The sequence below is a fragment of the Planosporangium spinosum genome (genome assembly GCF_049999945.1).
Lineage (GTDB): Bacteria > Actinomycetota > Actinomycetes > Mycobacteriales > Micromonosporaceae > Planosporangium > Planosporangium spinosum.
In genome coordinates this window covers 201,419-213,816 of record NZ_JBLYUB010000002.1, presented here as the reverse complement: position 1 = coordinate 213,816, position 12,398 = coordinate 201,419, and the positions used below count along the sequence as shown (strand labels likewise).

At 73.4% G+C, this 12,398-nt stretch carries 9 protein-coding genes; 2 read left to right on the top strand and 7 right to left on the bottom strand.

Annotation, left to right across the window (positions count from 1 at the left end):
• Positions 1-73 precede the first annotated feature (73 nt).
• Positions 74-1,069, top strand: a complete 996-nt coding sequence (locus ACNTMW_RS03765; RefSeq protein WP_426631922.1) for an LLM class F420-dependent oxidoreductase — start codon at positions 74-76, stop codon at positions 1,067-1,069.
• Positions 1,070-1,126: 57 nt separating this feature from the next.
• Positions 1,127-1,915 (top strand): SDR family oxidoreductase, encoded by a 789-nt coding sequence (locus ACNTMW_RS03760; RefSeq protein WP_426631921.1) that lies wholly within the window; start codon positions 1,127-1,129, stop codon positions 1,913-1,915.
• 66 nt (positions 1,916-1,981) lie between these two features.
• On the opposite strand, the gene ACNTMW_RS03755 is transcribed toward ACNTMW_RS03760, so the two are convergent.
• The 7 genes from ACNTMW_RS03755 to ACNTMW_RS03725 all read right to left on the bottom strand — a co-directional run bounded on the left by ACNTMW_RS03755 (position 1,982) and on the right by ACNTMW_RS03725 (position 12,227).
• Positions 1,982-4,240: a transglutaminase TgpA family protein gene (locus ACNTMW_RS03755; protein ID WP_426631920.1), complete on the bottom strand. Its 2,259-nt coding sequence runs from the start codon at positions 4,238-4,240 to the stop codon at positions 1,982-1,984.
• A complete protein-coding gene (locus tag ACNTMW_RS03750) occupies positions 4,234-5,406 on the bottom strand; it encodes a DUF58 domain-containing protein (RefSeq protein WP_426631919.1) in 1,173 nt (390 codons plus the stop codon). The genes ACNTMW_RS03755 and ACNTMW_RS03750 overlap by 7 nt, the downstream gene beginning before the upstream one ends.
• A gap of 14 nt (positions 5,407-5,420) precedes the next feature.
• The gene (locus ACNTMW_RS03745; protein WP_426631918.1) at positions 5,421-6,416 is read right to left on the bottom strand and encodes an AAA family ATPase; all 996 of its coding nucleotides are present in this window, start codon (positions 6,414-6,416) and stop codon (positions 5,421-5,423) included.
• Positions 6,417-6,465: 49 nt separating this feature from the next.
• On the bottom strand, positions 6,466-9,120 hold the full coding sequence (locus ACNTMW_RS03740) for a fibronectin type III domain-containing protein (RefSeq protein WP_426631917.1): 2,655 nt from the start codon (positions 9,118-9,120) through the stop codon (positions 6,466-6,468).
• 96 nt (positions 9,121-9,216) lie between these two features.
• Positions 9,217-10,452: a fibronectin type III domain-containing protein gene (locus ACNTMW_RS03735; protein WP_426631916.1), complete on the bottom strand. Its 1,236-nt coding sequence runs from the start codon at positions 10,450-10,452 to the stop codon at positions 9,217-9,219.
• 33 nt (positions 10,453-10,485) lie between these two features.
• A complete protein-coding gene (locus ACNTMW_RS03730) occupies positions 10,486-11,388 on the bottom strand; it encodes a helix-turn-helix domain-containing protein (protein WP_426631915.1) in 903 nt (300 codons plus the stop codon).
• Positions 11,389-11,618: 230 nt separating this feature from the next.
• Entirely contained in the window at positions 11,619-12,227 is a 609-nt protein-coding gene (locus tag ACNTMW_RS03725; RefSeq protein ID WP_426631914.1) for a hemerythrin domain-containing protein, read from the bottom strand.
• Positions 12,228-12,398: the final 171 nt, after the last annotated feature.

Here is a 12,398-nt window from a genome sequence, read left to right as displayed (position 1 = left end):
GTCACCGCCGCGCGACCTCACCCCCGCGCCGAGGCCCGGTCGCGACCGCTCCGCGCCGTGCGATGATCGACGGATGTACGCGCGATGGGGACTCACCGTACCGCTGACCGGGGTGCCACTGGCCGCGCACGCGCCACTGCTGGCCGAACTGGCCGACGTCGGTTACACCGACGTGTGGTCGTCGGAGGTGGCCGGCACGGACGCCTTCACACCGTTGGCGCTGGCCTCGACCTGGGCGCCGACGCTGCGGCTCGGTACCGCGATCGCGCCGGTGTTCACCCGCGGGCCGGGTCTGCTGGCGATGACCGCGGCGACCCTGGCCGAGGCCGCGCCGGACCGGTTCCGCCTCGGTATCGGCGCGTCGTCACCGGTGGTGGTCCAGGACTGGAACGCGCAGCCGTTCGTGGACCCGTTCGGGCGTACCCGCGACACGCTGCGGTTCCTGCGCAAGGCGCTCGCCGGCGAGATGGTCGACGAGGAGTACCCGACGTTCAGGGTCCGGCGCTTCAAGCTGGAGCGGCCCCCGGCGAGCCCGCCGCCGATCCTGCTCGCGGCGCTGCGCGCCGGGATGCTGCGGCTGGCCGCCGCCGAGGCCGACGGTGTGATCCTCAACTGGCTTGCCGCCAGCGACCTGCCGAAGGTACGGGCGGAACTGGGCGGCGCCAAGGCCGGCTTCGAGACGGTGGCCCGGATCTTCGTCTGCCCCACCGCCGACGAGGGGTACGCCCGTGAACTGGGGCGTCGCATGATCGCCGGTTACCTGACCGTCCCCGCCTACGCAGCGTTCCACCGCTGGCTGGGACGCGGCCCGGCCCTGGAACCGATGTGGCAGGCCTGGGCGGCGGGGGACCGGCGGGCGGCCACCGCCGCGATCCCCGACGAGGTGGTCGACGCGCTGATCCTGCACGGTACGCCGCAGGAGTGCCGGGACAAGGTGGGCGAGTACGTGCGCCAGGGGGTGCAGACCCCGGTCATCGCGCTGCTGCCGACCCCGGAACTGACCACCGGTGGGCTCAGTGCGCTGCGGACCACGCTGTTCGACCTCGCACCGACGGTCACGGAGGCATGAAAGATGCCGACGGTCATGGAGGGATGACAGACGCCGGCGGTCATGGAGGTGTGAGCGATGCGGATCGCTGAACGTGTCGTCGTCATCACCGGCGCGGCCGGTGGCATCGGCGCGGCGCTGGCACACAGGTTCGCCGCCGAGGGTGCGGCCGGGATCGTCCTGTCCGATATCGACCACGGCGCGGTGACCGCGCTCGCCGGCGAGCTGCCGGTCGACGCCGTCGGGGTCCGTACCGACGTCGCGGTCAAGGACGAGGTGGGGGCGCTCGCCGCCACCGCGCTGGACCGGTACGGGCGCATCGACCTGTTCTGCTCGAACGCCGGGATCACCTCCGGCGTCGGGATCGACGACGAAGCCGCCTGGCAGCGGTCCTGGGCGATCAACGTGCAGGCGCACGTGTACGCCGCCCGTGCGGTCCTTCCCCGGATGCTCGAGCGCGGCGAGGGGTACCTGCTGCAGACCTGCTCCGCGGCGGGCCTGCTCACCGCGGTCGGTGATGCGCCGTACACGGTGACCAAGCACGCCGCGGTGGCTTTCGCCGAGTGGCTGTCGATCACATACGGCGATCGCGGGATCGGGGTGAGCGCCCTGTGCCCGCAGGGCGTCGATACTCCGCTGCTGCGTGACGGGCTGGACGCCGGCCACGTCGGGGCCAGGGTGACGGCCGCGTCCGGTGCCGTACTGTCACCGGACGACGTGGCCGAGGCGGTGGTCGCCGGGCTGGCCGACGAGCGGTTCCTGATCCTGCCGCACCCGGAGGTGGCCTCCTATCTGGCCCACAAGACCCGGGACCCGGACCGGTGGCTCACGGGCATGCGCCGGCTGGCGGACGGCGTAGCCGGCTGACGGCACTCTTGCCGATCGTGGACACCTGGCGGGCCGGTAACCCCACCAGGTGTCCACGACCAGTGATTATCGACGGCGGCGGGCCCACCACACCGGACGCGGGTCGGCCGACCACAGCAGCCGCCGCCACCAGGGCCGCCGCGCCCGCAGTTCGTCCACGTACGCGACGGCCTGCGCGGCGGCCCGGTCGGCCTGCGCGGCGCTGGCCTGCTCGGGCGCGAACGTCACCACGTTGACCAGTCCCGCGAGGTCGTCGAGGCCGGGCGCGGCCGGCCGGATTCCCGGGCGTACGGGATCAGCCTCGGCCGTTTCCGCAGCGCCGGCGACGCGGGCGGCGTGCGCGGCGACCTCGGTCGCGGCGAGGTGGTGCGGCGCCGGCCGGCCGGCCAGGCGCAGCGCGTCGAGGACCTCCAGCCAGGCGCCGACGATACGGCCGGGTGGCTCGCCGTCGTGCAACCGACGCCGCCGCTGCGCCCGCCGCGCCAGCACGACCACCGTCAGGAACAGCGCCACGACGACGATGACCCCGGTGACCACCGCGGCGGCGATGGTGCCGGGCGGTGTCCCGGCGGGCGGTGCGGCCGCCTTGGCGGAACGGCTGGGGGGAGCCGAGGTCGGCGGCGTGGACGGCGTCGGAACGGCCGAGGGCGGCGGGGTGGACGGCTCCGGCCGGGGCTTGAAGTCGTCCTCCACCGGCTGGGGTTGGGTGTTGGGCTGGGGCAGCGGGTTGAACTCCACCCAGCCGACGCCGTCGAACAGTACCTCCGGCCAGGCGATCGCGTCGGCGCCGCGGACCGCTGCGCTGCCGGGCCGGGCCCGGAAGCCGACGACGACCCGGGTCGGCAGTCCGACCAGCCGGCCGAGGACCGCGAACGACGCGGCGAACTGTTCGGAGGTACCCCGCTGGCCGCCGCCGTTCGGCGGGCCGAACAGGAAGAAGTTCAGGTTCGGGTACGCGTGGCCGCTGGGCGCGTCGGTGACCAACTTGTAGTGCTCGGACAGGAACTGCTCGATGGCCCGGGCGCGGTTGAACGGCGCCGCGTTGCCCTCGGCGAGTTTCTGGGCGAGCTGCTGCATCTCCTTCGGGCTTCCGTCCGCGGCCTGCAGGAACCGGGTCACCGCCGGGCCCGACGGCACGGTCGCCGACGGCAGGAGGTTGACGTCGGTCCGCGGCGCGCGGGACTCGACGCGGTACTCCAGCCCCGGGCGCAGCCCTTCCGGTATCGCGATGGTGTTGCTGGCCTGGTCGTACGCGACCCGGGCGCCGTCGATGCGCTCGGGCAGGGCGGCGGCCGGCACGAGCCGCCCGTCGAGCTCGTCGATGGTGATCCGCTGATCGAGGGGAGCCGCCCGGTCACCGGTGGCACGCGGCCCGACCAGGACCCGTCCGGCCGTACGGTACGTGGCGCCGACCCGCCAGGTCACGCCGTCGTAGTCGCTGAGCACCGCCAGCCGGATGCGGGTGTCCGTGCCGGTCGCGCCGGACAGGTGGGCGTCGAACAGGTGCTGGTCGGGGTTGAGGGCCCAGCCGGACAGCCGCACCAGCGGGCTTTCGTCGAGGATGTCCAGTTGCGGCGGCTTCACGTACCGGCGCGGGTCGGTGGGGCGCCGGTCGACCCCGCCCGCGACGACCGGTCCGACGGCGGCGACGACCGCGAGCGTACCGGCGAGCCCGGCGGCGGCGCCCGCGACCACCCGGAACCGCAGGGCGGTCCGCTGCGCGGCGGTGAGGTCGGGCAGGGCCGCGTCCCCGTCACGGTCCCGGGCGCTCGCGGCGAGGGCCGCCGCGGCGAGGGTGGCGAAGGTCAGCGGCTGCCACAGCGCCCGGTCGGCGTTGGGGCCGATCGCGTACAGGACCGTGGCGTACAGCAGGGCCACCGGCAGCTCGGCCAGCAGCGTCCGGCGGGCGCGCAGCGCCAGCTCGGCGGCGGCCAACCCAGCGAGCCAGATCGAGAGGACCGGCACGACGACGGTGTCCGGTTGGGGCTGGACCGGGATCATCGCGGTGAGTACCCGCGGGATGCCGTTGGCCAGCGCGTCGGCGGTGACCCGCACCAGCGGACCGTCGACGCGTCCGCTGGCGGCCGCCAGGCGCACCGTCAGCACGGTGTAGCCGGCGAGGGCGAGTACCGACAGTGGGCCCACGGCCCACGACGGCAGCCGGCGGGCGGCCACGCTCACCGCCACCGAGCCGGCCGCCGCGCCGAGGAAGAGCCAGGTGGCGAGCGGCTCGGCGTAGAGCCGGCCGAGGGCCAGGCCGGCGACGGCGAGCATCCCGGCGAGCGCGGCGGGCACGGCGAGCCGGCGCGGCCAGCGGGTCACCATCCGCGTACCCCGTCCCATTCGGACGCGAAGTCCGCGCCGTCGGCGGCCGACAGCACGACCAGTCCCTCCACGGTGGACGGCAGCGGCTGCGCGCCGCCCAGCGCGCCGACCACGATCGTCGGGTACCCTCCGCGCAGCGACCCCACCAGCGCCAGGTCGGCGGTGCTCCCCGGGCCGGTGAGGTAGATGAGCGTGTCACCGGCGCGCCGGTGGCGCAGCCGGGCGACCGCGTGGTCGAGGCCGTCGCCGTCACCGGTCGCGCGCAGCCGGGCCGCGGCGAGCAGGTCCAGGTAGGCCCGGGTGTCGGCCGCACGCCGGCCGTCGGAGACGACGGTGTCGCCGCTGACGGTCTGCAGTACCAGCGGCAGCTCCTCCCGCTGGGCGGCCATGACGATCGAGGCGGCCGCCTCGCACGCCGCCTCGAAGCTGTCGGCCGTGCCGTCGGCGGTGTCCGGGTGGGCCGTGAGGCGGTCGTCGAGCAGGATCACCAGCCGGGGCAGGCTGGTGTCGAGGTGCTCGCGGACCATGAGCTCGCCGATCCGGGCGGTGGTGCGCCAGTGCACGTGGCGCAGTTCGTCGCCGACCACGTACTCGCGGAGGGTGTCGAATGTGATGGTGCCGTGCGGCACCCGGTCGATCCGCCCGTCCAGGCTGCGGACCACGCCGACGGGTACGGCGGACATCGGATGGACCTTCGGGTAGACCCAGACCTGTGTAGCGTCGCCGTGTGCGAGGGCGATGGAGGCCAGCCCCAGCGGGTCGCGGCGGACCACCCGCAGGGGACCGATCGTGACGACCCCGCGCCGGTTGGTCGGCACCGGGTACTCGGTGACCGTGTCGTTGCCGGGGCGCAGCCGGAGCACCGGCACGGCCACCACGGTCGGCCCGCACCGGTCGTACGCCACGAGCGTGGCGGCGAGCAGTCGGCTGCCGTTGCGCACCGTGAGGGTCATCCGGCTGTCCTCGCCGCGCATCACCCGGTCCGGGTCGGCGCGCCGGGTCACCGCCAGCACCGGCCGCCACAGCGCGTACGCCACGGCGACCAGGACGGCGACGAGCGCCGCGCAGCCCAGGACGGCCAGCTCCGGGTACCCGAGACCGAACCCCGTGGCGAGCAGGACCGGCCCGGCCGCCAGCAGGCCAACGCCGCGCGCGGTGATCCTCATCGCGGTCCCGCCGGTCAGGACGCGGCCGGCGCCGGTACGGCGACCGACTCGACCGCTTCCCGGAGCACGTCGAGCGCGGTGACGCCGCGCACCTGGGCGTCGGGGGAGAGCAGCAGCCGATGCGCGAACACCGGCTCGACCAGGTCCTTGACGTCTTCGGGAATGACGTAGCCCCGGCCGGCCGCGAGCGCGTACACGCGGGCGGCGCGGGTGATGGCGATGGCGCCACGCGGGCTCACGCCGACGCGTACCTGCGGGTGGTTGCGGGTCGCGGCGGCCAGCCGCACCGTGTACGCCAGCAGCGGCTCCGCGACGTGGACGCGCTGGGCCAGGGCGACGAGCTGGCTGACCATGGTGGTGTCGGTGACCGGCTGGAGGCTGTCGGGGCCGCGGCCGACGGCGGCGCCCCTGAGCACGTCGATCTCCACGTCCTCGGTGGGGTACCCGACCGACAGCTTCATCAGGAACCGGTCGAGCTGCGCCTCCGGCAGCCGGTACGTGCCGTCCATCTCGACCGGGTTCTGGGTGGCGACCACGAGGAACGGACGCGGAACGGCGTGCGGCACGCCGTCGACGGTGACCCTGCGCTCCTCCATGACCTCCAGCAGCGACGACTGGGTCTTGGGGGAGGCGCGGTTGATCTCGTCGGCGATGACGATGTTGGCGAAGATCGGCCCCGGGTGGAACTCGAAGCCGGCGGTCGCCTGGTTGAAGATGGTGACGCCGGTGACGTCGGAGGGCAGCAGGTCCGGCGTGAACTGGATGCGCCGCCACTGGCCCTGCACGGAGGCCGCGACGGCCCGGGCGAGGGTCGTCTTGCCCACGCCCGGGACGTCTTCGAGCAGGATGTGGCCCTCGGCGAGCAGCGCGGTCAGCGCGAGCCGCACCACCTGCGGCTTGCCGAGCACGACCGACTCGATGTTGGCGGCCAGCCCGGCGACCAGGCTGGCGACACCGTGGACCTCCTCGGGGGTGAGAGCGGCGGTGGTCCGGGGTGGCGCTTGCGTCACGGGTGTGCCTTCTGTTCGGGGCGGGCTGGCTGTTCGGGACGGGTACGGGTTAGCAGTGCGGCAGCGGGCCGACGTCCCAGCTTCCGGTGAGGCCGTTGACGTTCAGCCAGCTGAGCGGGGTGTAGTACTGCCGGGGGCCGCTGCCGTTCCATTTGATGCTGACCCATTTATTGCTGTGCTTCTTGTGGTTGTAATCCCAGGCGTCCACGTCATCGCCCTCGGTGTAGCAGTACGCGTCGTACGGCTGGCCGCTTTCGGTCTTGCCTTTCTGGTTCTGGTACAGCACCGCCGGGCTGGGCTGCACCTCCAGCGCGTTCTTGCCGCCGCACCACGCCTGCTGTGCCGGGTCGCTGGTGGGTGGTTCGCAGTAGGCGGTACCGGAAACCCGCGCGGTACTGGCCGAACCGCTCGTCGGGCTGGACGTGCCGGCCGGGTTGGTCGCTGTCACCGTGTAGTTGTAGCTGTTGCTGGCGACGAGGTTGCCGACCTTGATGCCGTCGCACGGGCCGTTGTAGGAGCCGTTGTTGACAGTGACCGTGCACGTGGTGACGCTGCTGCTGGCGCCGCCGGCTCCCACGGTGAACTTGAAGGTGATCGACGACGCGTCGTTCGGCATGCCGCTTACCGGCGTCGGGGGCTGCGGCGGGCTCATCGTCTGCGCGGTGGTCACCTCGTCGGGGCCGTCTCCGGCGGCGTTCACCGCGTGGACCTTCACGGTGACCGTGGCCCCGTTGGGCAGGCCGGTCACGGTCGCCGACGTCGCGCTGCCGGCGACCTCCTGGCCGCGGCCGTTCGCGTTCACGACGTACTTCGTGACGGGCCGGCCGTTCTCCGGCGCCGCACTCCAGGTGACCGTGACCGTCCCGGCCTTGTCGGCGGAGGTCAGCGCCTTGAGCTTCACCGGCTTGCCCGGTACGGCGTACGGCACGACCGTGTTGCTCAGCGGCGACGGCTTGGAGTTCGCACCCCGGTCGTTGACCGCCGTCACCGTGAACGCGTACTGCGTACCGTAGGTGAGCTGCTGCCCTGCCGGGATGGTGAGCGTCGGCTTGTCGGTCTCACCGACCTGTGCCGCCGGCCCGCCCGCCGAGATGGCCGACACGACGTAGCGCGCCACGGCGTGGCCCTGGCCGTTGGCGGCCGGCCAGGTGACCGTCACCGTGCCGTCCTTGTTCTCGGTGGCGGTGACGCTCACCGGCGCGTCGGGCACCTCGGAGGTCGGCACGACCGGGTTGGCGGCCCGCTTGGGCCCGTTGCCCTTGGCGTTCACCGCGTAGACGGTGAACGTGTAGGACTGGCCGTTGGTCAGCCCGGTGACGTCGAGGGCGCGCTGGTCGGCGCCGACCTCGTGGACCTTGCCGTCGCCCTCCACCACGTACTTCGTGATCGCCGCGCCGTTGGCCGGTGCGGGACCCCAGGTGACGCGCGCGGTCGTGTTGCCGGCCGCGGCCCGGACGTTGACCGGCGCGCCGGGCGCGGTCACCGGCGGCTTCTGCGCCGGCGGCGGTGGGGGCGGGGGCGGTGGCGGGTCACCGCCGAGGATGTTGTTGGCGTACTTGTCGACCTGCTTCGCGCGGCCCTTGTTGTCGACGACCTCGGCCTTGGCGGCACTGGGGGCGTTGATGAACAGGTGGTCCTCGCGCACCTCGAGGTCGAGCGGGGTGCCGGCGGAGTTGGGCAGCGCGATGGTGCTGGCGAGGTGGCCGGAGCCGTCCAGCACGTACACGGTGCCGGTCGTCTCGTCGGCACAGTAGAGCCGCTTGGACCAGGCCACGCACGGCTTGAGCTGTGCGCCCTCGCCGGGCACCGTGAACTGGTTGACCTTGTCGCCGCTCACCACGTACACGGTGCGGCCGTCGACGACGGTGACGGGAACGTCGCCGCCGCTGGTACGCGCCGGCATCGCGCCCGGGCCGGTCAGCGACAGCGAGATCTTCCGGGTGGTGCCGTCGCGCAGGGTCGTCAGCGTGGCGGCGGTCTTGTCGAGGACGGCCACGCCGCTGTCGAGCACGGAGATGGCGAGGTCATGGCTGGGGTCGGCGACGGACTCCGTCCGGACCACCCGCGGGTCCCCGGCGGCCGACCCGCCGGCACCGCCGCCGTCGCGTGCCTTGCCGCTGGGGACGGACGTGGGTTCGACGGCCACCACGCTGCCCTCACCGGGCACCAGCAGCCACAGTCGACCGTCGGTGTCGAAGGTGCCGCCGGACAGGCCGGGCATGAACCGCAGCGGGGCGCCGATGGGCGTGAGGGTGGCCGGGTTGAGCTGGCTGACCATGCCCTGCACCGCGTCGATGACGAACGCGGTGTCCCCGTGCAGCGCGATCGTCACGCCGAGGCCGGCGGTGGTCTGGGTGCTCGCCGCGAGCCGGAGGCTGGCGAGGTCGAGGACGCTCACCTTGCCGGTGGTGAGGTCCCGCAGGATGACGTACCGGTCGGTCTGGCTGACCTGCACCGAATGGCCGAGGGCGTCGGAGACCTTGTACCGGGTGTCGACCCGGCCGGTGACGCCGTTGACCCGGGCGACCTCGCCCTTGTTGGTGCTCCACAGCCAGGCGGCGGCATCGAAGTTCGCGAGCGCGTTGTTCGCCGCGCCGAGACCGAACAGCGTGGCGCCGATTCCGAGCAGCAGCGCGGCGACGGTGCCGACCGTCACCAGCCCGCCCCGGCCGCGCGCCAACGCGCGCATCCGTGTGCTCACCATGAGCGCTCCTCCCCGTAGCCGGCGCCCATCTTATTCGTTGGTGGAACGGTGTCGATACCCGTGCGATTTTCTGTGGAAAACTGACATATCCGCAGCTCAGCGCCGGGCTGGGGGGGAGGCGCCGCGCCTGGTGCAGGCCAGATCCGACGGTACGGTGTGCTGTGTCGAATACACCGCCGCCACCAGGAAGCAGTAGTCGGGAGCCGAGTTGAGACCGTAGACGGTGAATGTGGTCTCTCCTGACCCGGCCGATCCGAGCGGCTTGAGTGCATTGTCCGCGCGGCCACCCGCGACGACGAACGGCACCGTGCCGCGCGAAGGGTCCGTCCAGGTCAGGGTGACGGATGTGCCGTTGTCGCGCAGCGCCAGGTCGCCCGGGGGGCGCAGGTCGCCGGCCTCGGCCGACGGCGTCGTCGGCGTCGACGGCGTCGCCTGCCCCGGCCCCCGCTGCGGCGCGTGGAGTACCAGATAGGCGGCGATTCCACCACCGAGCAGCGCCATCGCGGCGACGACCACGAGCACGAGCAGGGGTGCCCGCGAGTGCCGGTGGGCGTCGCTGTCCCGCGACGCCCATGACGGTTGCACCCGGAAGGTGTCGGCTGCCGGTGGGAAGCTGTCCGGTGCCGGGCGGACGGTGTCGGGTAGGGACCGGAACGTGTCCGGTGCGGGCGGGAATCGCTGCGGTTGCCGTTGGACGGTGTCGGGTGCCGGTGGGACGGTGTCGGCGGTCGGTCGGCCCGGTGCCGTCCGACCGGGTGAGACGGGGCCCGGCGGCGCGGGGAACGGCGCCGGGGTCACCGGCCGCATCGGGGTCACCGGTGCGGTCGGGGGAGCCGAGGGCGGTGCCGGGTGCGCCGGTGGTTGCGCCGGCGCCGGGGCGGTGGGCGCGCCGGTCGCGGGAGACGCGGTGACGCCGAGGTACCGGCGTGCCGCCCGGACGTACTCGTGGTCGGGGCCGAGCGCCGCCGGTCCCTGGCGCAGCAGCCGGGTGAAGTTGCGCCGCGCCTCGTGCCGGTTGCCCAGCTCGTCGGCGAGCGTGGCCAGGTCGTACGACAGCGGCAGCAGCGCCGGGTTGTCGTCACCCAGGGTGAACTGGCCGGCGGCCAGCGCCTCCTCCAGGATCCGTCGGGCACCCGACAGGTCCCCCAGGTCGCGGTGCAGCGACGCGAGCAGGCGGGTGGCGCCGAGGACCTCGGGATGGTCCGGGCCGAGCGCGGTGGTGGCCGGATCGAGCACCCGGTCCAGCAGCGCCCGCGCGCCGTCCAGGTCGCCCCGGGCGGCGAGGGCACGCGCGTCACGCGCGACGGCGGTGAGGTGATCGGGCGAAGACACGCCGCTATGCTGCCTTCCCGGCCTGGCGGTCCGCTACCCGCCCCGTACCCCGGGGCGCGCGGACGGGGTGAGCCGCGGACCGATCGTCGCGCGGAACTCTCCCGGGGTGAGGCCAGTCTCGCGGACGAAGAAGCGACCGAAGTTGGTCGGTTCGGGGAACCCGAGGCGCCGCCCCACCGACGCCACGGGCTCGTCGCCGCACGCGAGTAGTCGCTTCGCCTCCAGCGCCACGCGCGCGTCGATGACCTGTTTGGCGCTGCGGCCGCAGGTGAGCAGGCAGGCGCGGGTGAGGGTGCGCACCGACACGCCCAGCCGCTCGGCGTAGTCCTCGACCCGGCGGGTGGCGGCGAACGAGCCGGCCAGCTCGCGGTGGAAGCGGGTCACCGTGGTCTCGGACGCCCGCGGTACGGCGGTCGTACCGGCGAGGGCGGCGACCCGGACGAGCAGGACGGCGAGCTGGTGCCGCAGCAGCTCCACCGGTACCCCCTCGCCGGCGGCGAGCCGTTCCCGATCGGTCGCGAGCTGGGCGACCTCGGTGATGATCGCTTCCTCGTCCTCGCCGGTGGGTAGCCAACTGGCCGGCGCGAACGGATCGTGGAGCAGGAGGTCGAGCGGGTCGCCGGCCCCGTCCGGGCCGGGTAACAGGGCGGAGGTGAACAGCAGCACGGTCGCGTCCAGCCCCGGTCCGCCGATGAGCCGGTGGACCTGCCCCGGCCGACCCCACAGCAGCGTACTGGGGCGGCATTCGTAGTCGACGAAGTCGATGGCGTGCCGGCCCCGCCCGACGCTGAAGAGCATGAGGACATGGCACGACGCGCGCAGCGGCCGCCCCGTCAGATGAGGCGGAAGGCGGCGGCACAGGTCCGCCAGGCGCAGCACGTCGAGGCCGGCGGCGGGGGTGCCGGCCGGGGCGAGGAGCTGCCCGACGTCGACCATGATCAAAGGTCACTGTACTCGACCCGCGCGGTTTCAGCAGGTCACGCGGGCCGTCGCGGCGGCCGGTACGGGTCCGTCGCGCAGCCTGCCACCCGGAATAGGCCGCGGCCGATCTCCTGCCGGCCGGTGTCCACGGGGCCGGGGCACCGTACGCCGGCGTCCGGTGTCCGATACGCGCGGACGTCGCGGGGAGGAGGTCACCCCGCGGCGCCCGCGCGTATCGGCGGACGTCAGTCCTGTTCGCGCAGCGCGTCGGCCAGTTCGTCCTTCTTCATGGTGGAGCGGCCCGGGATATCCGCCTCCTTGGCCATCTCGTACAGCTCGTCGCGGGTGGCGTCGGCGAGGTCCGAACGGCCCTTCTCGTACGCCGCGGCGTACGCCGACCCCGTGTCGTCGAAGCCGGCTTCGCGCAACTCCCGCAGGCGCACCTCGGTGAAGGCGGTGCCGAGCTGCTCGAGGGTGGCGGTGTCCACGGCGTCGCGCAGCGCGGGGAGGATCTCGCTCTCCTCTTCCTCCACGTGGTGCGTGACCGCGTCCACGAACTCGGTGAACATCTGCTCGAACTGCGGCGAGTCCAGGTTGCGTATCGCCTTCTGGAGCAGTTCCTCCGCCTCGTCGTGCTCGTGGTAGCCGTGCTCGACCTCGTCGGACTCGCTGGGCTTGGCCTTGCTCAGCGCCGGGTAGACCTTCTGTTCCTCGGCGTTCGCGTGCGCGGTGAGGCGCGCGGCGATCTCCTCGACCAGCGCCGTGCGGTCGCCCTTGCCGGACTGCACCTGTGCGAACAGGCTCTCCATCATCCGGTGGTCGTCCATGATCAAACTGACGGCATCTGACGCCATGACTCCTCCAGATTTGCAGGTGTCACCGTCGTACCCGCCGGTCATGAGGCCAAACGACCGTCTTCACCGGACGGATCCGGCGGTAGGCGGAACCGCGTGGCGGTGGGCGGCGGGCGGGAAGCGCAGCCGGGCGGAGCCGCGTGGCGGTGGGCGGCGGGCGCAGCCGGGCGG